This is a genomic window from Leucothrix pacifica, from assembly GCF_003172875.1.
Taxonomy (GTDB): Bacteria; Pseudomonadota; Gammaproteobacteria; order Thiotrichales; family Thiotrichaceae; genus Leucothrix; species Leucothrix pacifica.
Genome location: NZ_QGKM01000013.1, coordinates 117,321 through 140,982, shown reverse-complemented (window position 1 = coordinate 140,982; position 23,662 = coordinate 117,321). Strand labels below are relative to the sequence as shown.

Below are 23,662 nucleotides of genomic sequence, written 5' to 3'. Positions count from 1 at the left end.
TTTTGGGGCTGATTATTGAGCTGACTCAGCTACCAAATTCCGCAAATTATCAGGTGCCGGAATAACTGCCGGCTAATCTATTACTGCATTGTGCTGCGGCATTAGTGTCTCCGAGCCCATTATTAATTTTTACACAAAGTGAGGTTGTTTCAGTATCTTGCCTGTTTTTTTCATGGTACCGCTGCAGGAATGCCTGTGCTCTGGCATAGTCACCTTGTTCGTACTTTATCTTAGACATCTGGTACAGTGCTGATCCGAATGCTGGCTTGCTCACCAATGCTCTGCGGAAATACTCTTCAGCCTGTACCACGTTGCCAGATTTCTTAATGCAGATACCGGCGTTAGTGTAAGCGAATTCCGGTGTAGTATAAAGGGGATCATTCAGTGCGGCCATAAATTGTTTGCTGGCCTCAGTGTAGTAACCGTTCTTGCACAAATGCGAGCCATAATTATTGAGTAACTGAGGATTCTTTGGATCTAGTTTTAAGGCTTTTCTGAAGTGTGTATCCGCAGTGCTTGTTTCTCCCAGCTTTTGCTGGAGCAAGGCGTAATAATGATGGGCGTCCGCTGAGCGAGGGTTTTGTTCAAGTGCTTTTTGTAACTTTTCATTCGCCAGATTAAGTCTACCTTTGCGGGTGTATTCCGCACCAAGCCGTGCATTGTAGTCTGCCGCTTTTGTGTCTTTAGGTGAGGCTTTGCTTGGGTTACCACTACAAGCACTGAGGCTGATCAGTAGTGGTGCGAGGAGAATGATTTTTTTTATTATTATTATTGAGTTGTACATGTTTAGGTGATCTCTTTTTCCAGTCTGGCGAAATGGATTTTTCGGCGACTTCGGTCCTGAACTTCTCCGGCCAACTGCCCACAGGCAGCATCAATATCATCACCTCTGGTTTTACGAGTCATGACGACCATGCCGGCGTTCGCTAAAATCTCATAAAAGCGATGAATCCTATTGTTGGATGATCGCTTGTAGCGCGTATCCGGGAACGGATTAAACGGGATGAGATTGACTTTTACTGAGAGTCCTTTCAGGGTTTGGATGAGTTCGCGTGCATGTTCATCAGAATCATTCACGCCATCCAACATCACATATTCCATGGTGATGTGTTCGCGAGCGGCTTTTCCATCCAGAAAACGATGGCAAGCAGCAATTAAATCTTTGATAGGGTATTTCTTATTAACCGGCACCAGCTTGTCGCGCAACTCGTCGTTGGGTGCATGTAGTGATACAGCCAGTGAAACATCGATGCGTTCACGTAAGCGATCAAGTGCAGGAATAACTCCGGAGGTGCTTAAAGTAACGCGACGTTTACTCAAACCATAAGCATTGTCGTCCAGCATTAGAGACATGGCGTCGACAACGTTTTCGAAATTTAGTAATGGTTCGCCCATGCCCATCATCACTACATTAGTGACTGCGCGATTAGCATTAGGGTCAGGTTGAAGGGTTTTGCGGGCAATCCACAGTTGGCCGATAATCTCGCCAACGGTTAGGTTGCGGCTAAAGCCTTGTCTTGCGGTAGAGCAGAAAGTGCAGTCTAGTGCGCATCCAACTTGAGACGAAACACATAGTGTGCCGCGTTCACTTTCCGGGATGTAGACTGTTTCAATGCAATTGCCATCCGCCAGACGTAACACCCATTTGTGTGTCCCGTCAGCGGAGGCTTGGTCTAGTACGACTTCTGGTAGGCGGATCTCTGCAATTTCTGCCAAGTCCGCACGCATCGCCTTACTGATATTGGTCATTTGATCCAGATCATCCACCAGATATTGGTGAAGCCACTTGATCAATTGCGTGGCACGGAAAGGCTTCTCACCGCGTTGCAGTAAGAACTCTTTCATCTTGTCACTACTCATATCGAGCAGATTAATTTTATCCGTGCCAGCTTGACTCATTGTTTGACCTTATTAACGTAAACGAGGGCAAACTTCGTCTTCACCGAAGAAGAAGTCGATCTCGATTTTAGCATTCTCTGCACTGTCTGAACCATGAACAGCATTTTCATCAATGCTTTGAGCGAAGTCAGCACGGATAGTTCCAGCGTCTGCTTCTGCAGGGTTAGTCGCACCCATTAGCTCACGGTTCTTAGCGATTGCATCTTCACCTTCCAGAACCTGAATCATAACAGGACCTGAAGTCATGAAAGAAACTAAGTCGTTGAAGAAAGGACGCTCGCTATGTACTGCGTAGAAACCTTCAGCATCAGCTTTAGTAAGTTGCTTCATTTTAGCGCCAAGAATTGTCAGGCCAGCTGCTTCAAAGCGAGCGTAGATTTGACCGATAACGTTTTTAGCAACAGCGTCAGGCTTGATGATTGAGATAGTGCGTTCGATAGCCACGAGAGACTCCAAATAAATATAAAATGTTAAAATCCAAATACTTCAGTGCCCATAGGGCAATTCGGGCGCTATTGTACTGATGCTTGTTCGGGGCGTAAACACAATAATTCACTGCTTTCAGGGTTTTAGTGGTGATTATGGCAAATTAAGTCCGAATTGGCGTAGCATCTCGCATAGGCGTATCAGAGGGAGGCCAATTAAGGCATTGGGATCATCGCCTTCCATTTTTTTAAATAGTGTCACGCCGAGTCCTTCTGCTTTAAAACTTCCCGCACAATCATAGGGCTTCTCAGCGTTGAGGTAGCGTTCAATTTCTTGAAGGGTAAGGTCACGAAAGTCAACATGGAACGGTATGACAGCCGATAGTGTCTCGTGATTATTGCTATTCATAATGCATAGTCCGGTATAAAAACTCACTCGATTGCCAGAGCTTTGTTGTAGCTGTTGTATGGCCGCAGAATGGTGTCCGGGTTTACCGCAAATTACATTATCTATGACGCTGCATTGATCCGAAGCGATGATCAGGCTGTCGGGGTGTCTTGCCGCAACTGCTTCTGCCTTCTCTTTTGAAAGACGTTCCACATAATCTCTGGGTGTTTCATTGAGTTGTTGGCTTTCATCGATATCAGGTGAGTCGCAGACAAAGGGCTGCTGTAATCTTTCCAATAATGTTTTGCGGTAAGGTGAGCTTGATGCGAGTACCAGTTTATACATATAAATATGTCTCGGTTTAGGACGACTGTGAATCTAGTGCTTCAAAACAATAACGAATTGTAAAGTTATGTGCCGTTGTTCGTATTGCTGAGAAAAGGGCATAATAAAGCTTTACAGACAGGGGCAGAAATTCCTATAATCCCGCGCTTATGTCAACTAGGTTACCAGTAGAAGTCAATCCGTATCGCCTAATCGAGCAACGACGCGAGCTCGAAGGGGAGTATGAGGTTGCAAACTTCTCAAGAATTTCAGATTTACTCGCAGATAAGACAGGCGTTTTCTCTGTTGATTTGTCCTTTTTTAAGAACAAGTCTGGACTGCCTTCTATAAAAGGAAGAGTGACTGGTGAGCTTAGTCTCATTTGCCAGCGTTGTCTTGAGCCGGTATCCATTACTATCGATAATCCGATAGATTTGGTGATGGTTTCGAGTGATGAGCAGGCAGAGCCGTTGCAAGGTGGCTATGAGACCTACTTAGTTGAAGATGGGCGGATTATTCTGCAGGACTTTGTTGAAGATGAAGTACTGTTAAATATCCCTCAATTAGTGATGCATGATCAATGTGAGCCGTATAAGCCGTTAATCGAAGCAACACCAGAAGCGATAACGAAAGCAGTGCAAGAAGAGCGTGAAAACCCTTTTGCAGTGTTACAGAACCTTAAGAACCCAGGCAGTTGATCTGATTTAAGATCGTATGCCTACTTGGAGCTAGAACAATGGCAGTACAAAAAAGTAAAGTGACTCGTTCACGTCGTGGTATGCGTCGTTCACACGATTCGTTGAAAGCAGCAACATTATCAACTGATCCTGTTTCAGGTGAAACTCATCTACGTCATCACATGACTCCAGACGGTTTCTACCGTGGTCGTCAGGTGATTGCGCCTAAAGCTGAAGTTGAAGAATTGGAAGAGGGTGACGAGTAAGCAATACGCTTCTCTTCATCGTCAAGATACACAGAATCGCGGGCACGTCCCGCGATTTTGCGTACTAAAATATACGAATGATTGGACATTAACATGGACTCGCACTACCGTATATCCTTGGATGCCATGGGTGGGGATCATGGTCTCTCCGTCACTGTTTCTGCGGCTATCGAAGCACTCAAGCAGCATAGTGATATCTCCCTGATACTGGTTGGCGACGAAACGCAGATTAACGAAAAGCTGCGCGAACTCAATGCTCAGGATGATTCTCGTCTGACGGTTCATCATGCCAGTCAAACGGTTGATATGGATGAGCCGCCCGCACTTGCCTTACGTGGTAAGAAAGACTCTTCAATGCGTGTGGCAATCAACCTTGTTAAAGATGACAAAGCGGATGCTGCTGTCAGTGCTGGTAATACCGGCGCATTGATGGCGACGGCACGCTTTGTGCTCAAAACACTTCCCGGAATTGACCGCCCGGCAATTTGTAGTCCTATTCCCTCTCATGACGGGCATACCCACATGCTTGATCTGGGGGCTAATATAGACTCATCTGCTGAGCATCTGTATCAGTTTGCGATAATGGGTGATGAGCTTGCCAGAGCGATTGATAAAGTGGATTCACCGAAGGTTGGTCTGCTGAATATCGGTCAGGAAGATATCAAAGGTAATGAGCAAGTCAAAGCGGCGAATCGGTTGCTTAAAGAAGCACCTGTGAATTATATTGGCTATGTCGAGGGTGATGACATATTCAGTGATCGGGTTGATGTGGTTGTATGTGATGGCTTTGTGGGTAATGTGGCATTAAAAACCACTGAAGGTCTGGCCAAAATGCTTTCAAATGACCTCAAAGCTCATTTCAAGCGAACGTGGTATACAAAGTTAATGGCGCTGGTTGCAATGCCAGTGCTCAAAGCGCTGAAAACACAGTTTGACCCCAGAAACTACAACGGAGCCAGCTTCTTGGGATTGCAAGGGATTGTGATAAAAAGCCATGGTGGTGCAGACAGTTTATCGTTTGCTAACGCCATCAGCATTGCCAGAAAAGAAGCCAAAGCAGAAGTACCTAAGCATATTCGCCATCGCCTTCAGGCATTGGTTGATGAAGGGCAGAAACAAGCACAATAAAGGTTTAACTATGTATTCACGCATTACCGGTACCGGGAGTTACTTACCTCCCACCATCATGACAAATCATGATCTTGAAAAGATGGTTGATACCTCACATGAGTGGATCGTAGAACGTACGGGTATTCATCAACGTCATATTGTTAAAGATGAGACCGTATCCGAGCTTGGCGAGCATGCGGCACGTTTAGCGCTGGAAATGGCTGGTAAAGAAGCTAATGACGTTGATCTGATCGTCTTTGCAACGACAACAGCTGATTTAGTTTTTCCGAGTACGGCCTCGATTCTACAGGAGCGCTTAGGCATCACGAATGGCTCGACAGCATTCGATGTTCAGGCTGTTTGTACTGGCTTCGTTTATGCACTAGGCGTCGCTGATAAGTTTATCAAAAGTGGTACCCACAAGTGTGCACTGGTCGTTGGTGCAGAAGCCATGTCACGCATTATTGACTGGAATGATCGCGGTACCTGCATATTATTTGCTGATGGTGCCGGTGCGGTTGTTCTGGAAGCCGATGAAGAAGCAGGAATTATCTCAACACACCTGCATTCTGACGGTCGTTACCAAGATTTGTTAAATGTGAGTGGTGGTATTTCTGATGGTCGTGAAAATTACCTAAAGGGCGAAGCGTATCTGCAAATGCGTGGCAATGAGGTATTCCGTTTTGCGGTCAAAACATTGGGAAGGATTGTAGATGAAACGCTTGAGGCGAATCAGATGCAAAAGTCCGATATTGACTGGTTAGTGCCACATCAGGCGAATATCCGGATTATTTCGGCAACCGCTAAAAAGCTAAAGATGTCGATGGATCATGTGGTCGTTACGGTACATAAACATGGTAATACCTCGAGTGCATCCATTCCCTTGGCACTTGACGAGGCAGTCAGAGACGGCCGGATTCAACGAGGCCAGATCATTCTCTTGGAAGGCTTCGGTGGTGGATTTACCTGGGGCTCAGCGCTGATACGCTATTAGCCTTGATCACCTGTCATGTCTGCACCTACACCGGAATCATTCGATAGTAAGGCTTTTTTAAAGACGGTTCCTCATAAGCCCGGCGTGTATTGTATGATGAGTGCCGACAATACAGTGCTGTACGTCGGCAAAGCGAAAGATCTTAAGAACCGTGTGTCCAGTTATTTCAGAGGAAATTTAGTTAATTCGCGAATCTGGTCAATGGTAAAACAGGTCTGTGATGTACAAATCACCATTACAGATACCGAAGCAGAAGCATTACTCCTCGAAAGCAACCTCATCAAAAAACACCTGACACGCTACAACGTGTTACTGCGTGACGATAAAAGCTATCCCTATATCTATATTTCTGAGGGTAAATACCCTCGTGTAAGCTTCCATCGCGGCTCCAGAAAAAAGAAAGGGCAGTTTTTTGGTCCTTATCCCAGTGCTGGCGCTGTTCGCGAAACATTGGGGCAATTGCAAAAGCTATTTAAGGCGCGTCAGTGCGAGGATAGCTATTTCCGAAATCGTTCTCGCCCGTGTTTGCAATACCAGATCAAACGCTGCACAGCACCGTGTACCAATGAAATCAGTGTCAGTGATTATCGCGAAAGTGTTAACTTTACGGTGCAGTTTTTGCAGGGAAAAAGTGAAGCGCTAACGGCAACGCTAGTGGCTCAAATGGAGAAAGCCTCGGCCCAATTGCGCTTTGAGCAGGCTGCGGAGTATCGGGATCAGATTGAAAAAGTAAGGCTGGTGTCGCAACAGCAATACATCAGTGGTGGACAGGGTGATGTGGATGTCATTGCACTACAGTTAGCCTCTGAAGTGGCTTGTGTGCAAGTCATGACAATTCGCTCTGGTAATAATTTGGGTAGTCGTCATTATTTTCCTCAGTTGCCAGCAGTAGAATTGGAGGAGAGCGCAATTCTCGCTCACTTTATCGGCCAGTACTATCTGAGCCGGACCATTCCTGCCAAGATTCTGTTAAGCCATGAGCCGGAAGAGGCTGAACTGTTAACAGAGATGCTGGCACTAAAGGCTGAACGTAAAATCAGTATCACCTGGAAGCCACGAGGCGATGGTGCGCGTTGGGTCGCGATGGCGGTGAAGAATGCTTTACATGCCCTCCAGAATAAACTGATTTCAAAAGACAGTATTGAAAAACGCATGGATGCATTGCAGGAAGCATTGGCATTAGATTATATTCCGACCCGAATGGAATGTTACGATATTAGTCATATGCAAGGTGAGGCGACCGTTGCCTCACAAGTTGTGTTTGGCGCAGAAGGGCCGGTTAAGAGTGAATATCGTCGATACAATATTACAGGTATCACGCCTGGTGATGATTATGCCGCAATGTCACAGGCGCTAAGCAGACGTTTTGGCAAGGTAACAGAGTCAGATGCCAAGTTGCCGGACATTTTGTTTATTGATGGTGGAAAAGGACAGGTTAACGAAGCGATTAAAGTACTGGAGTCATTACAGATTTCAGGGGTTGATATCGTTGGTGTCACCAAAGGAGAGGGGCGACGTGCTGAGTTGGATACGCTGACAATTGGTAAACGGCGTGTTGAATTGCCGGCTCACTCCAGTGCTTTACATTTGATTCAGCAGATCCGTGATGAAGCGCATCGTTTTGCGATCACAGGTCACCGACAGAAGCGGCAAAAAGCACGAACCACATCACCACTGGAAGGTATAGAAGGATTAGGGCCGAAGCGTCGGCAAGAGTTGTTAAAACAATTTGGCGGGCTACGAGCGATCACTCGGGCAAGCGTAGAAGAGTTAGCAAAAGTAAACGGAATCAGTGTTGCTTTAGCTGGAAAAATCTATGATCGGTTTAATGGTGAATAACCAAAACAGGTCTGTAAACCGTAAACAACCGATATGGTAACAACATGATACTGAATATACCGATAATGCTGACGTACCTGAGAATCCTGGCAATTCCGCTAATGGTCGTGCTGTTCTATTTAGACTACCCTCTGACCACTGCAATTGTCTTTGCGTTAGCTGGCTTTACAGATTGGGCCGACGGTTATTTGGCAAGACGATGGGGGCAAGAGTCGCGCTTTGGGGCGTTTCTTGATCCGGTCGCTGATAAGTTGATGGTTGCTGTCGCTTTAATTCTAATCGTAGAAAGTCAGGCGAATGCCTGGGTGACTATTGCCGCCGCAATTATAGTCAGCAGAGAATTATTGATATCAGCGCTACGTGAATGGATGGCTGAAGTCGGTCAACGTAGCAAAGTAGCTGTTGCGTTTACCGGAAAACTGAAGACTGCTGCACAAATTATGTCACTTACATTCTTGCTGTATGACAAACCGCTTTGGGGGATACCGCTGCATGAAATTGGTTTGGCGTTGTTAGCGATTGCCACCATTCTGACTGTGTGGTCGATGATGCAGTATCTGGCGGATGCATTCAGAAACGAGCCCACGAGCTAAGTCATTACTCTATCGGATTCTCAAGTCAGTCTTATACGGTTGGTAATAAAAACGGCGTTGACCTAATGCAGGTAACGCCGTTTTTTATGAGCTGATTGTCTTAGCCGGGAATCGCCCGGCATCATGTCACTTGTTAGCCAGAATTTAAGCTTCGTGATACTTCAGAATTGTTTCTACTTCCTGCTTTGATCCCATGATGACCGCAACGCGTTGATGGGGATCGCCATTGGGCATGACTTCCATAATACGTTGATAACCTGTGCTGGCTAAACCACCTGCTTGCTCAACAATCATCGCCATTGGGTTTCCTTCATACAATAAACGTAACTTACCGCCAGCTTCGCGATTGCGCTCATCAATTGGGTAAAGAAATACACCGCCCCGGCATAAAATTCGGTGAATCTCACCGACCATGGCTGCTACCCAGCGCATATTATAATTTTTGCCCAATGTGCCTGTTTCCCCGGCCTGACAGTCCGCAATATATTGCTGGACCGCCGGTTCCCAGTGACGCTGGTTGGAAGCATTGATGGCAAACTCGTTAGTCGTTTCTGGCACTTTCATATCAGGGTGGGTCAGGATAAATTCACCGATACTGGTATCTAAAGTGAAACCATTGACACCATTACCTGTGGTGAGTACAAACATGCTGGAAGGGCCGTATAAGCAATAACCTGCTGCGATTTGCTCAACACCAGGACGTGCAAAGTCTTCTGCCGTCGGATCTTCACCACTGGCCGGTGCTTTCAGGATTGAGAAGATCGCGCCAACGTCGATATTGATATCCATATTGGATGAGCCATCCAACGGGTCAAACGTAACCAGATAGCTCCCCCGAATTTTGCCTTCCGGTAGCGTTAATATCTCGTCCAGCTCCTCTGAAGCCATTCCGGCACAGTGACCGTTATGCTGCAGCGCGTTGATAAACAAATCATTCGCGATCAGATCCATCTTTTTCTGCGCATCACCCATGGCATTTTCACTGCCTGCTACACCCAAAACCCCCGCTAACGCACCTTTATTGACCAATGAGGCGATGCTCTTACAGGCAATGCTGATATCGTTTAGTAAGCCGGTGAATTCACCGCTGGCTTGTTTTCCGAGTCTGCGTTGTTCGTCGATGATGAAGCTGGAAAGAGTCGTGAGCTGCGTATCCATGAATGATCCTGTGACTTAAAAAGATACCCCATTCTAAACTAGTTCATAGTTGTGGGGTATCTGCAGCTTGGTATATTCAGCCCGTATTATTAATGAACTGACGGGATGTCTCGCCAGGTGCTCTGCTGGAGCTGAGATAAAATCACTGATGCACTAGCCTCATCAGGTAGGCCAAATGCAGACTGCTGTGCCGGATCACCTTTTTGCCTGAAGCTCGTCATCAACTCATCTACTGCCTTGATTTGTGCTTTGCTAATAGCTTGTTGTTGCATGGGTGTTAACTGAGGCATTAACCAGTGATGGATTTCCCATGATAATGCTGCATGGCTTATTTCCTCATCAGTGATATAACCGATGATCTTTTTAAACACAGGCATCTGCGCATACTCACTTTGCCAGATACCACAGGCCGCTGCGAAAGTCTCATTCACACAGCCTTCGATCGCATTTTCCAGTGCAATTTCATACATGGAGCGCAACATAAAGTCATCGATCTGAACCGCAGGCACCGTTGCTTCATGAGCTGCTGCCAGCAATCCTGCCATTTCAGCATGGCGCTTTTCTTCATCAACAGCTTGTTGAGCTTGAGCAATCAGCGTTTCTGGCGCGCCGTAAGCAGTGAGTTCACGCACCAAATATTCAAAGGCTGTTATTGCGGCTGTTTCCATCGCCGCCATATTCGCCAGATAGCTTGCGATACTGCTTTGGGTTGTATCGTTGCGGTCATTGATCTGTATACCATTTGGCATTCTTCCCGGAACCACTTTGGGGCAAGTGTAAGGCGAATGAATCGCGGTGTATTCGATCTGGCAAGAGACCAATGTTGATGGTTCGGCAAGTGGAGGAGCGCGGAAGGGGCGACTGGTAAACGGTTGTGTTTTGGTTGAACAGTCACTGGCCTGAATTTTTTCCAACTTTGCAAAATCAGTTTGCCCGCCAATTCGATTCTTTTGAAACGCTTCCTGACACAATGCAATACATTGCTGAGCACTTATCGGCTCTTTGACTAAGTCAATTTGCGCGCTGTAAGCCTCCGTTGCGGACTTGCGGGTAGATTCACCGGTGCGGCAGGGATTGTCTATTTTGATTGGCTCATCGTCTTTTTTGACGGAGTCAGCAGCAGTCATGCAGCCGCTTTGAGCGGATAGGGGGATTGCGGCGAGAACGGCGTTTCGTAAAATTAGCTTAAACTGACGTTGGTTCATAATTTCGCTCCAATAATAATCAGATGTGATTGTTGTATAAGCTTAGGTCATCAATGTGGGGGGGATGCCTAATTTTTTTGGATCAATCTGATGAGGGGGATAAATGAAGTCTCTATTTAGGCGGCAGCATCGCGCGTGTCGCATTCTGGAATTCCAGTTTTTGGTTGTTACCAATTGCGGCGCCGCGATTACTGCTGGCATCGTAGAGTCTTCCCATTTGAGTTTGGCCTGCTTCCATGCGTTGCTTGGTTTCAAATAGTATTTTATGTAATTGGCGAGTGTAGGGCAGACCATACACACGGGGCTCGCCATTGCTTTTTTGTCGAATCCATAAGTGGATTTTGCCATCGCGATTCTGACTAGCTTCGGGTTCGACCACATCGGCAGCAATCAATTCAAATTGATTTGGTAATGATTGATTGGCAGGCCAACCGCGTAAGCTCTGTAAACCATACCAATGTACTGCATAGATCACGGGTAAGCAAAGCGTTAACAACAGTTTGGTACGAGATTTAATGTTTACCGATAGCCATAGCCAGACCAATAAACACAGCGGTAACACGTAGGCGAACACAAGTGGCAGGCTGGCGTTTATTTGGTCCATAAGTCATCCGGTATCTGTTCAGGCATGTGGTCCAAGCCATAGGGTGTGAGCTGTTTGGGGAGTTTATTGAACTGACCGGCTTTGCCCTCATCATCAAGTGTAAAACGCACTGCGGTTAGCTCCTGGTCCTGCGCGGTCAGCTCCACCTGATCAACGTACACTGTTTCAAAGCGTGGGTTTATGCGGTCGATTTTCAATTTGACTGGTATTTTTCGGGGTGGGCGCTTTTTGCTATCGGCTGCGTAAAAGTACACATTAACAATGTACTCACCGGCAAGTCGGTTACGAATAGTGACTACTTCCTCATTGACTGCATGGACTACCTCACGACCGTCAATCAGCAATTTATCATTCACTTCACCGCGGTCATCTCGGTCTAAATGCAGCCAACCCGCTTCTTTTTGCAGATAGGAAACGGTATGACCACTTGGCGCATACACCCACAGGTCAATATCATCGGCCAGTGTTTTGTCCCAGCTAATGGTGATAACGTATTCGGCTTGTTTGTCCACCTTGGCCTGATCCTCGTCGGGGTTGATAAACACCAGACTGATCAGAAATAAAAAGCTAAACCCGAGCAGGGTGTTGAATAACAAATCAATAAACGGGTCTGTGCGTTGGTTGTTGCGCTGGCGTTGGTAGAGGCCAGCCATCAATGACTCTCCGTATGGTGGCCATTGGTTGATGAAACATTGAACGTACTGATTTCAATAATCCGGCTGACTAGTTGATCGGCGCAGCGGTCCAGCCATTGACATTGCAGACTAATCAGCATGGCAGAGCCGAGTCCCGTGAGTGTGGTGAGAAGCGCTACTTGCATACCGCTACTCATACTGGTCATTAGCTGTTTGAGGGCATTGATTCCTTCATCCTGCAGATTGACCACGGAGCCAAGCATTAGTACAAAGCCAATCACTGTACCCATCAATCCAAGACGTAGTAATAGGTCTGACAGAAACCAGCCTGAGCTATGTGGGCCATAAACTTGCTCCACTAATCTGGCCTGTAAAGACTCAGTAAGGTTTTGTCCTTTGTCAGTTTGCTGCTGACTTTGTTGTAATAGGTGAAGGTACTCCGAGGCCCAGCCTTGAGTGTTTAAAGAGCTATGTTCCGTTTTTTGCGTGCTGGTGCCACTATTGTGTTGTTGAGTATTTTCGTTAGTGTGCGGTGCGTTGATTAAGTCTTCAGCCAGTAAGGATTGCTGGGTTAATTGCCAGGTGCAGCGTCCTAAGTACAGGGTTACGAGTATGAATAATATGATAATGACACCGGACAGATAAGTTTTATCCTGCGTTAATACGGGTTGCCACAGCTCATGCCACCACAGCAAAAAGCCACCGAATAGCATCAAACCAAATAACACTAGCCAGCCATATAAGGGGCGGTAACTATCTATTCTTCCGCATTTGTTATGTGGTGCGATAATCAATGGTCTGACTCCTTTGCGGCATGGTTCTGAGTGGCGATATAAAGCAGGGCGCTGAGGCTGGTGCCGTGAAAAAAGGCATCATCAACAAGTGTGTCGGGGAGTTGCTTGCTAATGGTTTTTAAGGCTTGCTGAAGCGCTATCGTTTGTTTTTCACTACTATCGTTATGAACTGAGTCGTTCAGTAATTGACTGGAGGTCTTGAGCCATAGCCCACTGGCTGAGGGAAGTTCGGTGTCAACTAACGCCCGACTCAGTTGTTCCCCAATCAGTGGTTTATCGCTTGCTGCTTGCCAGTAGCCATTTTGGTAATAATTCTCATAAAGTGTCAGAAGCAAACGACCGGATTGACTGATGAGTGATTGATTTTTGCTGGCCGCCCCCCATTGATAGAGTCCGTGAGCAAAATAAACCTGATCCGTGAATTGGGCCGGCCCTGCCTGTTTGGTATCAATCAGACGAGGTAATGTCTTCATTGCTAACAGTGGCTCAAGCTGCTGATATAAACGTGCCCCTGCATCATAAATAGACGGATGCAACTGGCTACCTCTCGCCAGTGCAGATAGCGCGAGTCCATTCCAGCCCAGCAGCGCCTTATCGTCGTATTTCATCTGGCGCTTCTGTCGCTCATTCAATAAGCGTTGCCGAATACTCATCCGCTGCAAGCCACTTACCTGAATCAGTGGCAGATATTGCTTAGGCGTGCCGGTATCCAGTGCATAGATATTGGAATAATCACGACCAAGCAGCTTTTTTAAATTAGATTCTGTCCATAGATAGTATCCACCTGCTTGCCCCTTTTCACTGACGGCAGAAAGTGCTGTACGAAATAAGCCGTCAGGTCGCTGGAAGTGATTAATCATACCTAGTAATACCTCGCTGCCAGCTTCGGTGAAAGCACCGTTTTTCCACTGCTCACCGGCTTGCAAAAGCAGAGGAGCCATTAGCGCCTGCGTGTAAAGCATTTGTTCAAAGTGCGGCGCTGACCATTGACGATTATCCGAGTATCTGAAGAAGCCACCGCCCACATGATCCCGTAAACCACCGCCCATCATGGCTTGCAATGTAATCATTAAAAAGTTACGAAGCTCGACTTGTGGGGTTTGTTTCAACCGATCCAGATAAAGTAAGGTTGCCAATTGTGGCGCAAAGGGAAATTTTTCAGTTTGTCCAAAACCCCCATAGTCATTGTCAGCGATGCGTTGGCTCTGTTCCAAGAAGTTATTTAATAAACTCTGTTTATCAAGCGTCGTAGCGTTGGCTTTTGACGTTGATGGCGATATTAGTTGTTTTGATTTGGTCGCAGCACTTGCTTCGATATTTTGACGCTGTCGTTGCCAGTTCTCTGAAAAGCTGTTGATGGTGTTAATAAATTCATCGGCCGCTTGATAACTGAATCCGGCAATCGGTTTTGCGTCAGGAGTGAGCATTACGGTCAGTGGCCAGCCGCCGAAACCGCGTTGCTGAGTCATGAATTTTTGCAGATAATCATCCACTTCCGGCTCTAGTTCACGGTCCAGTAAAATAGGGATAAACTGTTGATTAATCAGTTGGCCAACTGCGTTTTTCCTGAAGCTATCTTCAGACATGCGATGGCACCAGTAACAAGATAAATAACCACTGGATAATAATATTGCTTTATCCTTAGCTTTTGCTTCAGCGAAGGCTGCTGTGCCAAAAGGGCGCCATTGAACGGCATCTTTAGCGTGTGCTCGTAAGTATGGGGAGGCTTGCTCAGCTAATGGGGAGGCAGCCATCGCAGTCTGGACTGAACTAATCAGCAGAAGGCTTGGCAGTAGACATCGTACAAGCTTGGAAATAATTGATTTCACTGTGACTATTCATGATTCCTCGTGTGAATAGTTCTAGCACAGAGCTAATCCATCTGTAAATTGACCCTAATGGGGAGCAGTCATTTTTTAAAAGATCATTGATGGCCAATAGGTGCAACTTGATCCACTTAGTTCTCAGAATTTTGAGTAGATAACAAACTTTATGAAGACACAACTTAAAGACATGATTTTGGATGCTACCCAAGCCATCGACATTCGGTCTGTCACGACGATACAAAGCTTGTGGAGCGGTTACGGCAGCTTGGAGCGGTATGAATTAACCGGTTCTCAATGGTCATCAGTCATTGTCAAACACGTCCGCTTGCCAGAGTTAAGTCAGCACCCCAGAGGCTGGAATACGGATTTTTCACATCACCGCAAACTGCGTTCTTACCAAATAGAAACGGCATGGTACCAACGTTGGGCAGACCATAGTAACGAGCACTGTCGCGTTCCAAAAACGCTTGGTCTGGAGCAACAAGAAAATAGTTTTATCATGATATTGGAAGACCTTAGCAGTAATGGTTTTCCGTCACTGGTTTGTAATGCGAATTGGGAACACATAACCGCTTGCCTGAAGTGGTTAGCCAACTTTCATGCAACGTTTCTGGGGAAAACGCCAGAGCAGCTGTGGCCGGTTGGTACCTATTGGCACTTGGCAACACGGCCTGATGAGCTTGCAGGTATGGAAGAAGGGGCGCTGAAACAAGCCGCTTCAGTATTAGATGATCGATTAAACGAAGCACCATTCCAGACCTTTGTGCACGGTGATGCCAAATTGGCCAACTTTTGTTTTTCAGAGGATGGCAAGCAGGTCGCTGCTGTCGACTTTCAGTATGTGGGTGGTGGTTGCGGCATGAAAGATGTTGCCTACTTTATCAGTAGCTGCCTGAATGAAGCGGATTGCGAGCGTTACGAAACTGATTTATTGAATATTTATTTTACAGAATTGACTACTGCATTAGCCGTTCATCAGCCGCAGATTAATCCATCGGATGTTGAGGTTGCCTGGAGACCGATGTACCCAATCGCCTGGACAGATTTTTATCGCTTTTTAAAAGGCTGGAGTCCGGGCCACTGGAAGATACACGCCTACAGCGAACGGATAGCTCGCGAAGTAATTGAAAACCTTTAAATAAAAGTAGGATCAATAAGCAGATAAAGTGGCTTTATGTAGGGCTGCAAGTGGGTGATAAAAAACAAAAAACAACACTAAATATCCACATTAACTAACATTCATCACTAGCAGATGGGGTTAATCCTCGGTATCCTTCCTGCTTTATAGAATTATTACCAAGACGCTTATGCAGGAACAATACGATCATTCTACCGTTGAAGCCGATGTTCAGGCCTTTTGGGATGCCCAAGATGCCTTTACTGTTACAGAAGATGAGAGCAAAGAAAAGTACTACTGCCTGTCTATGTTCCCCTACCCAAGTGGCAAGCTCCACATGGGACACGTGCGGAACTATACAATCGGTGATGTAATCAGTCGCTTTCAGCGTATGCAGGGAAAAAATGTCCTGCAACCAATGGGATGGGATGCTTTCGGACTGCCTGCAGAAAACGCTGCGATCAAAAACAATGTGCCACCAGCGGCTTGGACAGATGCCAATATGGCTGACATGCGCGGCCAGTTGCAGAAAATGGGCTTTGCCTATGACTGGTCTCGTGAGCTAGCGACCTGTAAGCCGGACTACTATCGCTGGGAGCAATGGTTCTTCCTTAAGTTATTTGAAAAGGGCTTGGTTTACCGTAAGAAAGCCACGGTAAACTGGGACCCCGTTGATAACACCGTATTAGCGAATGAGCAGGTGGTGGATGGCCGTGGCTGGCGCTCCGGTGCATTGGTTGAACAACGTGAAATTGACCAATGGTTCCTCAAAATCACTGCCTATGCGGATGAGTTACTGTCTGACGTTAAGAAGTTAGAAGAGTGGCCTGCGCAGGTTCGCACCATGCAGGAGAACTGGATTGGTCGTTCTGAAGGCGTTGATCTTGAGTTTGGTATTGAAGACTCCGATGACACCTTGTCAGTATTCACCACTCGCCCTGATACCTTATTGGGTGTGACTTATGTGGCTGTTGCAGCCCAGCACCCATTGGCATTACGTGCTGCTGAAAACAATCCTGAACTGACTGAATTTATCGAAAGCTGTAAGACTGCTAAAACCGCAGAAGCTGATATGGCGACCATGGAAAAGCGTGGTATGCCAACCGGTGAGTACGCGATTCATCCTTTAACGGGTGAAACAGTGCCGGTTTGGGTGGCGAACTTTGTATTGATGTCATACGGCTCAGGCGCGGTGATGTCTGTACCAGGTCATGATGAGCGCGACTGGGACTTTGCCAAGAGCTATGGCTTGCCAATTAAGCAGGTAATTGCACCAGCTAATGGCGATGAGATTGATGTTCAGGAAGCGGCATACACTGAAAAAGGTGTACTGGTTAATTCCGGTGACTTTGATGGTCAGACTTCTGAAGAAGCGTTTGATGCCATTGCTGATTTACTGAAATCGCATAGCAAAGGCCGTAAGACCATTAATTACCGTCTGCGCGACTGGGGCGTATCTCGTCAACGCTACTGGGGTTGCCCGATTCCAATTATCTACTGTGATGATTGTGGCGCAGTACCGGTTCCGGATGATCAGTTGCCAGTTGAGTTGCCGATTGACGTTGAATTTGATGAGTCCGGTAGTTCGCCGATTAAGCAAATGCCTTCGTTCTACGAGACCAGCTGCCCGAAGTGTGGTGGCGAAGCGACTCGTGAAACAGATACTTTTGATACCTTCTTTGAATCCTCATGGTATTACGCGCGATTTACAGGGCCTGATAACGATAAATCTATTCTGGATGAGCGTGCAGATTACTGGTTGCCGGTCGATCAATATATCGGTGGTATCGAGCACGCCGTACTGCATTTGTTGTATGCGCGTTTCTTCCACAAGCTGATGCGTGATGAAGGTTTGGTTGACAGTGATGAGCCATTCACTAAATTGCTGACTCAGGGTATGGTGCTATGTGACACCTTCTACATTGAGGATGAAAAGGGCGGTCAAAACTGGATTGCTCCACAAGATGTGACGGTTGAGCGTGATAGTCGCGGGCAAGCGATTAAAACGACACTGACTGCAACGGGTGAAGAAGTGATTGCATCGGGCATGAGTAAAATGTCCAAGTCCAAAAACAATGGTGTTGATCCTCAGAAGCTGATTAAAGAGTATGGTGCGGATACTTTGCGCGTGTTCTCTATGTTTGCGGCTCCACCAGATCAAAGTATGGAATGGTCAGACTCTGGTGTTGAGGGTGCTAATCGCTTCCTCAAGCGTTTGTGGCGTATGGTGCAGGAGCATGTGAGTGCCGGAACAGCGCCAGCGTTGGATGTGGCTAGCCTTAACGATGAACAGAAAGCATTGCGCCAAAAACTGTATCAGACATTGACTAAAGTCACCGATGATATGCAGCGTCGTTATACCTTTAATACCGCTATCGCGGCGAATATGGAGTTGATCAATGATGTCTCCAAATTCAAAGGTACTGATCCTCAAACATTGAGCGTACGTCAGGAAGCATTGGAAATTGCAGTACTCATGTTGTCACCAATTGCACCGCATGTGACTCAGGTGTTGTGGGAAGGATTAGGGCATAGCGATGCCGTGATCGATTACCCATGGCCAGAGGTGGATGAGCAGGCATTGGTTCAAAGTACTGTGCAGTTGATGGTACAGGTGAACGGTAAGCTGCGCGGTAAGATCGACGTGGATGTGAATGCGGACGAGAATAGCGTTAAAGCGATGGCTCAGGAAAATAGTAACGTTCAGCGTTTTCTTGAAGACAAAACCATCCGCAAGATTATTGTAGTGAAAGGTCGCTTAGTTAACATTGTCGTTGGCTAATACCCGGCAAGTGCCATCAACTGGAGGCAGTATGAAGCTCGCTCATATCGGTACAATATCTCTGAGTGTAGTGCTTTTGTTAGCGCTTACTGCCTGTGGTTTTCACCTGCGGGAAACGACTGCGTTACCAGATACCCTTCAGCAAGTAAAACTGGAGGGTATTAGTACGGGATCTGGTTTTGGTCGGGTGCTCAAAGACAGTTTTACAGATGCGCGCAGTAATTTATCCACCCGTAGTAAATCGAATACACGATTAGTCATTAGTCGGTTATCAGAGGACAGACGTACTGCTTCTTTCGATGCAGATCTTGATGTGCGCCAGTACATGCTGTTCATCCTGTTTGATTATAAAATTATTATTGATGGAAAAACGGTCGCGTCAGATCAGGTTAAACTTGATAAAACCATGAACTACGATGCAGACTATGTCCTTGGTAAGCGGGAAGAAGCAAGCCAGATTCGCAAGGCTTTACGCGAGGATGCGGCACGTTTGATTCTGCTTAAATTAAAAAGTCTCGCGGTTTAATTGCGGTCGCTATCTTTATCTGGTAGAAAGGCCGATCAATTTATTCAAGGTGGGATCCGCGTGAACGATTCACGGCTGTACAAAATCAGTTTTATCAATAAAGATAAGGTCTACGATATCTTCGCTAAACAGGTCTATGAGTCCGATTTATACGGGTTCTTAGCGGTTGAAGAGATCGTGTTTGGCAACGCTAGTGAGATCGTGATTGATCCTAGCGAAGAGAAGCTGAAAGCAGAGTTTGATGGTGTGAAGCGTAGCTTTATTCCTCTGCATAGTGTGGTACGCATTGATGAAGTGAAAGAGCGCGGTGTGTGCAAAATATCGGACTATGATGACGGTACGAATGTTGCAGTTTTCCCTAGTGCGTCAGGTTCTGGCGGGTCTAAGGAATAATTTTAAAAAAGTTTGAAAAAGCACTAGCGTGTATGATGGTTTTTGATTATTATACGCGCTCTTCGGAGAGATGGCAGAGTGGTCGAATGCACCGGTCTTGAAAACCGGCGTGGGTTTGTAGCCCACCCAGGGTTCGAATCCCTGTCTCTCCGCCAAGATTTAGTTACTGGTACTGACCACGATCAGTAATAGAAAGAGCCTCGGTAAGCAAATGTTTATCGAGGCTTTTTTGTGTCTGTTATTCTGCAAGCGCTGCTTCAACAAAGCTTTACTTGCTCGCGATGGCTTAAGCGGCTCTGCCGAGCTGAGGGAGCTTGAACGAAAGCAAAAAGGTTAGTCCAATAAATAACGCTGAAATCCACAGGCAACCTTCCAGACCAAACTGTTGATATCCCCAGCCAGATAATATAGTGCCGATGAGTCTGCCACCTGCATTTGCCATATAGTAGAAGCCGACATTGAGAGATACTTTATCGCCATCGGCATACGCCAGAATCAGGTAGGAGTGCAGCGCTGAGTTAATCGCAAACACCACGCCAAATAAGGCAAGTCCGGCGATGACCACAACCGATGGTGAAAAGCCTTGTGACAGGGCTATCGCCATCGCAGAGGGAATTATTAATAAGATGAGTGCCCAGTGCCGGGCAAGCTTCTGTTGTTGGCCCTGTGCGCTTTTACGTAGCAATGCAGGCGCGCCAGCTTGCACAAAGCCGTAGCCAATCACCCACAACGCCATAAAGCTCCCTACGGTGACAAAACTCCAGCCAAGTACGCTGTGCAAAAATACGGGTAGGGCGACGACGAACCAAACGTCACGCGCACCAAACAAGAAAAAGCGTGCGGCTGACAACCAGTTGATTGCGGCTGTTTGTGAGAAGACTTGGGTGAACTTGGGTTTGGCTTTAGCCTTGCCAAGTTCATTAGGCAGCAGCATCCAAGTGATGATTAGCACGATTAAAAGGCCACCTGCTAAAGCGAATAGTGCCCCTCTGAACTCAAGCCATTGCAGCAGTGCAGCGCCAAGAAAAAAGCCAACTCCTTTTAATGCATTTTTAGAGCCGGTGAGTATTGCTACCCATTTGAATAATTGACCGTTGCTGTCATCAGTAACCAGCGTTTTGACACTAGCTTTGGCAGACATTTTATTGAGGTCTTTCGCGATACCTGACAAGGCCTGAGCCGCCATGACATAAACAACGGATAACCATGCCTCAGGTACAGCCAGCATAACGAGCGCAACCACTTGCATGGCCATCCCGATATGCATGGTGACATTCAGACCGAGTCGTGACGCCAGATAACCGCCAACCAGATTGGTAATGACACCAAAAAACTCGTAGAACAAAAACAGCGAAGCGATGGCGAGTGCTGAGTATCCGAGTTGATGAAAATACAAAACCACCAGCATACGGATGGCGCCATCGGTAAGGGTAAATGCCCAATAACCGCCGGTGACGGTTAGGTAGTTTTTGAGATCTCTGGTCATGGATTGTTTTCTGCTTGGGTAGTGAGTGCTAATTCATTAAGTCCCGCAAAACGTATTCAGAACGACTTCCTCGGGCTTTGGTGGTTCTGCTAATCGCTCCCTTCTTGGTTGTTCAGTATAAGGCTGTTGCAGCACCTCTAATAACTCATAAAACGGTTGGTAATCGCCTCGATCTTCGGCAGCACGAATGACCGCTTCGACTAAGTGGTTGCGGGGTATGTAAAGTGGATTTACTGCATGCATTGCGATCTGGCGCGCTTCATCACTTGTTTGCTCGGTGCTTAATCGCTTGCGCCAGGTCTTAGCCCAATCATCAAATGACTCTGGGTTGCTAAATAAATGACGAATAGCTCCATCGTTTTCAGTGCTCTCTGCTAGTGCATTGGAGAGATGGTAAAATGTCAGAGTGAAGTCGGCCTTATTTTCTGCCATGCAATCCAGTAGGGCGTTGATAAGTCCACGGTCTGCTTCAGTGGGAGCGCTCAAACCGAGCTTTTGCGCCATTCCTGTGAGCCAGTAATGCTCATAATGCTTTGGAAAGGTATTGATCGCCTGTTGGGCTTTTTCACCAGCTGTTTCCTGATCCTCATCAAGCAAGGGCACTAAGGCCTCAGCGAACCGGCACAAATCCCAATGACCCGCGGCAGGTTGGTTTTGATAGGCATATCGGCCTTGCCTGTCAATTGAGCTGAATACTTTTGTCGGATGGAATTCATCGATAAAGGCACAGGGGCCGTAGTCGATGGTTTCGCCTGAAACAGACATATTATCGGTGTTCATCACACCATGTATGAAGCCAAGCTGCATCCATTTCGCAATGAGTTTGGCTTGCTGCTCGATTACTGACTCTAATAGCGATAGATAGGGAGTTTCAGTCGCTTTGAGTTCGGGGTAGTTGCGATCAATCACATAGTCAGCCAGCTTTCTGGTGCCATCAATTTTTCCACGAATCGCAAAATACTGGAAGGTGCCGACTCTGACAAAGCCACGAGCAACGCGAGTTATGATGGCCCCAGGTAACAGCTGTTCACGCCTCACCATTTCACCAGTACTCACAGCTGCCAGAGCTCGCGTAGTTGGCACACCCAATACATGCATAGACTCACTGAGTAAGTATTCGCGAAGAATTGGGCCAAGTGCGGCACGTCCATCGCCATTTCTTGAAAATGGTGTGCGACCGGGGCCCTTGAGTTGAATGTCGTAGCGTAGGCCGTCTTTTGCAATAACTTCGCCAAGCAAGATGGCGCGCCCGTCGCCCAATTGCGGGTTCAGATTGCCGAATTGATGCCCGCAGTAGGCCATTGCGATCGGCTCAGAACCCTCTGCTAGTTCATTCCCTGAAAAAAGTTCTGCCAGATGCTGATCACTTAATGCTGATACGTTGATGCCTAATTGCTCTGCCAACGCTGTATTGAATTTGATTAACGAGGGACTTTTGACTGGTGTAGGATCAACTGAGGCATAGAAGTCTTCAGAAAGTCTGGCGTAGCTATTGTCGAATTTGAATGCAGGAGAGTTGCTCATTGATAAGGCCGTGTTTGAGTTTGGGCTTATGCTATATCAGTTTGACTGGCAGCGTTGGATAACCTGCCAGTCAAGCAGGTGATTATAGAGTTTGTGTTACCTTCTCACACAACTCCATCATGCGATTCATATACCCCCACTCGTTGTCATACCAGGCATAAATCTTCACCTGCGTACCATTGATCACCATGGTGGATGGCGCATCAACAATAGAGGAGCGGGGATCGCCCTTATAATCAACTGATACCAACGAGCGTTCTTCATAACCAAGAATGCCTTTCAGATAGCTTTCAGAGGCTTCTTTGAATAGTGCATTGACTTCTTCAGCGGTAATCTCGCGTTCAACTTCCAACACTAAATCGGTGAGTGAAGCGTTTAGCAGTGGCACGCGAACTGCCAGCCCATTCAATTTTCCCGTCAGCTCTGGAAAGATCTTGGTAATGGCTTTAGCTGACCCTGTGCTGGTCGGGATAAGAGATTGCCCACAAGCACGCGCACGTCTCAGGTCTTTATGGCCTTTATCAATAATGGTTTGAGTGTTGGTAATATCATGAATGGTAGTCATCGAGCCGTGTTTAATGCCGACTTTTTCATGCATTACTTTAATCACTGGCGCCAGACAATTAGTGGTACAGGATGCCGCTGTAACAATATGATCTTCTGCTGGGTTATAGAGGTGATCATTCACGCCATAAACCACATTCAGCACATCATTGACTGGTGCTGACACAATGACTTTTTTCACGCCTTGGTCAAAATAGGCTTGTAAGGATTCAACAGTTTTAAACTTGCCACTACACTCCAGCACAATGTCGCAGCCAGACCAGTCGGTGTCTTCAATGGCTTGATTGCTGGAGTAAGTGAGTGTGTGGTCACCAATGATCATTTCACTGCCTTCAGCACTGCAATCCACTGGCCAAGTTCCCTGAACCGAGTCAAATTTAAGAAGGTGTGCTGAGGTTGCCGCATCGCCTGCAATTTCATTGATGTGAGTGAAATTAAATGCAGGGTTACCCCATGCCGCGCGAATACCGAGACGACCCATGCGCCCGAAACCATTAATGCCTATGTTTGCCACGAACGAATACCTGTCGCTT

The 23,662-nt window shown here is 46.8% G+C and carries 23 protein-coding genes and 1 tRNA gene; 11 read left to right on the top strand and 13 right to left on the bottom strand.

Features of this window, described 5'->3' with window-relative positions; all coding sequences use genetic code 11:
• Nucleotides 1–49 precede the first annotated feature (49 nt).
• The 4 genes from pilW to DKW60_RS06815 all read right to left on the bottom strand — a co-directional run bounded on the left by pilW (nt 50) and on the right by DKW60_RS06815 (nt 3,057).
• The gene (gene pilW / locus DKW60_RS06830; protein WP_109836902.1) at nt 50–784 is read right to left on the bottom strand and encodes a type IV pilus biogenesis/stability protein PilW; all 735 of its coding nucleotides are present in this window, start codon (nt 782–784) and stop codon (nt 50–52) included.
• A gap of 2 nt (nt 785–786) precedes the next feature.
• Nucleotides 787–1,899 (bottom strand): dual-specificity RNA methyltransferase RlmN, encoded by a 1,113-nt coding sequence (gene rlmN / locus DKW60_RS06825; RefSeq protein ID WP_109836901.1) that lies wholly within the window; start codon nt 1,897–1,899, stop codon nt 787–789.
• Nucleotides 1,900–1,911: 12 nt separating this feature from the next.
• On the bottom strand, nt 1,912–2,343 hold the full coding sequence (gene ndk / locus DKW60_RS06820) for a nucleoside-diphosphate kinase (RefSeq protein ID WP_109836900.1): 432 nt from the start codon (nt 2,341–2,343) through the stop codon (nt 1,912–1,914).
• A gap of 135 nt (nt 2,344–2,478) precedes the next feature.
• Nucleotides 2,479–3,057: a Maf family protein gene (locus DKW60_RS06815; RefSeq protein WP_109836899.1), complete on the bottom strand. Its 579-nt coding sequence runs from the start codon at nt 3,055–3,057 to the stop codon at nt 2,479–2,481.
• Between the two features lie 149 nt (nt 3,058–3,206).
• On the opposite strand from DKW60_RS06815, the gene DKW60_RS06810 reads away from it, so the two are divergent.
• The 6 genes from DKW60_RS06810 (at nt 3,207) to pgsA (ending at nt 8,515) form a co-directional block, all read left to right on the top strand.
• The gene (locus tag DKW60_RS06810) at nt 3,207–3,734 is read left to right on the top strand and encodes a YceD family protein (RefSeq protein WP_109836898.1); all 528 of its coding nucleotides are present in this window, start codon (nt 3,207–3,209) and stop codon (nt 3,732–3,734) included.
• Nucleotides 3,735–3,772: 38 nt separating this feature from the next.
• Entirely contained in the window at nt 3,773–3,979 is a 207-nt protein-coding gene (gene rpmF, locus DKW60_RS06805; protein WP_109836897.1) for a 50S ribosomal protein L32, read from the top strand.
• A 93-nt stretch (nt 3,980–4,072) separates the two neighbouring features.
• Nucleotides 4,073–5,107, top strand: a complete 1,035-nt coding sequence (plsX, locus tag DKW60_RS06800; RefSeq protein ID WP_109836896.1) for a phosphate acyltransferase PlsX — start codon at nt 4,073–4,075, stop codon at nt 5,105–5,107.
• Nucleotides 5,082–6,083 carry a beta-ketoacyl-ACP synthase III gene (locus DKW60_RS06795; RefSeq protein WP_281271823.1) on the top strand — a complete coding sequence of 334 codons (1,002 nt, stop codon included), beginning with the start codon at nt 5,082–5,084 and terminating at the stop codon, nt 6,081–6,083. Before plsX ends, DKW60_RS06795 begins: the two co-directional genes overlap by 26 nt.
• A 15-nt stretch (nt 6,084–6,098) precedes the next feature.
• On the top strand, nt 6,099–7,922 hold the full coding sequence (gene uvrC / locus DKW60_RS06790; RefSeq protein WP_109836895.1) for an excinuclease ABC subunit UvrC: 1,824 nt from the start codon (nt 6,099–6,101) through the stop codon (nt 7,920–7,922).
• 44 nt (nt 7,923–7,966) lie between these two features.
• Entirely contained in the window at nt 7,967–8,515 is a 549-nt protein-coding gene (gene pgsA / locus DKW60_RS06785; RefSeq protein ID WP_109836894.1) for a CDP-diacylglycerol--glycerol-3-phosphate 3-phosphatidyltransferase, read from the top strand.
• Between the two features lie 144 nt (nt 8,516–8,659).
• On the opposite strand, the gene DKW60_RS06780 is transcribed toward pgsA, so the two are convergent.
• The 6 genes from DKW60_RS06780 to DKW60_RS06755 all read right to left on the bottom strand — a co-directional run bounded on the left by DKW60_RS06780 (nt 8,660) and on the right by DKW60_RS06755 (nt 14,665).
• Nucleotides 8,660–9,673: a class 1 fructose-bisphosphatase gene (locus DKW60_RS06780; protein ID WP_109836893.1), complete on the bottom strand. Its 1,014-nt coding sequence runs from the start codon at nt 9,671–9,673 to the stop codon at nt 8,660–8,662.
• An 89-nt stretch (nt 9,674–9,762) separates the two neighbouring features.
• The gene (locus DKW60_RS06775; protein WP_109836892.1) at nt 9,763–10,878 is read right to left on the bottom strand and encodes a ferritin-like domain-containing protein; all 1,116 of its coding nucleotides are present in this window, start codon (nt 10,876–10,878) and stop codon (nt 9,763–9,765) included.
• Nucleotides 10,879–10,990: 112 nt separating this feature from the next.
• Nucleotides 10,991–11,482 (bottom strand): hypothetical protein, encoded by a 492-nt coding sequence (locus tag DKW60_RS06770; protein ID WP_109836891.1) that lies wholly within the window; start codon nt 11,480–11,482, stop codon nt 10,991–10,993.
• Nucleotides 11,470–12,135 carry a hypothetical protein gene (locus tag DKW60_RS06765; RefSeq protein ID WP_109836890.1) on the bottom strand — a complete coding sequence of 222 codons (666 nt, stop codon included), beginning with the start codon at nt 12,133–12,135 and terminating at the stop codon, nt 11,470–11,472. The genes DKW60_RS06770 and DKW60_RS06765 overlap by 13 nt, the downstream gene beginning before the upstream one ends.
• Entirely contained in the window at nt 12,135–12,911 is a 777-nt protein-coding gene (locus tag DKW60_RS06760; RefSeq protein ID WP_109836889.1) for a MotA/TolQ/ExbB proton channel family protein, read from the bottom strand. Before DKW60_RS06760 ends, DKW60_RS06765 begins: the two co-directional genes overlap by 1 nt.
• Entirely contained in the window at nt 12,908–14,665 is a 1,758-nt protein-coding gene (locus DKW60_RS06755) for a thioredoxin domain-containing protein (RefSeq protein WP_109836888.1), read from the bottom strand. The genes DKW60_RS06760 and DKW60_RS06755 overlap by 4 nt, the downstream gene beginning before the upstream one ends.
• Nucleotides 14,666–14,903: 238 nt before the next feature.
• On the opposite strand from DKW60_RS06755, the gene DKW60_RS06750 reads away from it, so the two are divergent.
• The 5 genes from DKW60_RS06750 to DKW60_RS06730 all read left to right on the top strand — a co-directional run bounded on the left by DKW60_RS06750 (nt 14,904) and on the right by DKW60_RS06730 (nt 19,710).
• On the top strand, nt 14,904–15,875 hold the full coding sequence (locus tag DKW60_RS06750; protein ID WP_109836887.1) for a phosphotransferase: 972 nt from the start codon (nt 14,904–14,906) through the stop codon (nt 15,873–15,875).
• 169 nt (nt 15,876–16,044) lie between these two features.
• The gene (gene leuS / locus DKW60_RS06745) at nt 16,045–18,636 is read left to right on the top strand and encodes a leucine--tRNA ligase (RefSeq protein WP_109836886.1); all 2,592 of its coding nucleotides are present in this window, start codon (nt 16,045–16,047) and stop codon (nt 18,634–18,636) included.
• A gap of 31 nt (nt 18,637–18,667) precedes the next feature.
• Nucleotides 18,668–19,162 (top strand): LPS-assembly lipoprotein LptE, encoded by a 495-nt coding sequence (locus tag DKW60_RS06740; RefSeq protein ID WP_109836885.1) that lies wholly within the window; start codon nt 18,668–18,670, stop codon nt 19,160–19,162.
• Nucleotides 19,163–19,222: 60 nt separating this feature from the next.
• On the top strand, nt 19,223–19,555 hold the full coding sequence (locus tag DKW60_RS06735; protein WP_245929609.1) for a DUF1820 family protein: 333 nt from the start codon (nt 19,223–19,225) through the stop codon (nt 19,553–19,555).
• Nucleotides 19,556–19,619: 64 nt separating this feature from the next.
• Nucleotides 19,620–19,710 (top strand) — tRNA-Ser (locus tag DKW60_RS06730).
• A 131-nt stretch (nt 19,711–19,841) separates the two neighbouring features.
• On the opposite strand, the gene arsJ is transcribed toward DKW60_RS06730, so the two are convergent.
• The 3 genes from arsJ to DKW60_RS06715 all read right to left on the bottom strand — a co-directional run bounded on the left by arsJ (nt 19,842) and on the right by DKW60_RS06715 (nt 23,610).
• Complete coding sequence (gene arsJ / locus DKW60_RS06725; RefSeq protein WP_109836884.1) at nt 19,842–21,041, bottom strand: organoarsenical effux MFS transporter ArsJ; 1,200 nt, start codon at nt 21,039–21,041, stop codon at nt 19,842–19,844.
• 36 nt (nt 21,042–21,077) lie between these two features.
• Entirely contained in the window at nt 21,078–22,565 is a 1,488-nt protein-coding gene (locus DKW60_RS06720) for a protein adenylyltransferase SelO (RefSeq protein WP_109836883.1), read from the bottom strand.
• A gap of 82 nt (nt 22,566–22,647) precedes the next feature.
• Nucleotides 22,648–23,610 carry an ArsJ-associated glyceraldehyde-3-phosphate dehydrogenase gene (locus tag DKW60_RS06715; RefSeq protein ID WP_245929614.1) on the bottom strand — a complete coding sequence of 321 codons (963 nt, stop codon included), beginning with the start codon at nt 23,608–23,610 and terminating at the stop codon, nt 22,648–22,650.
• Nucleotides 23,611–23,662 lie beyond the last annotated feature (52 nt).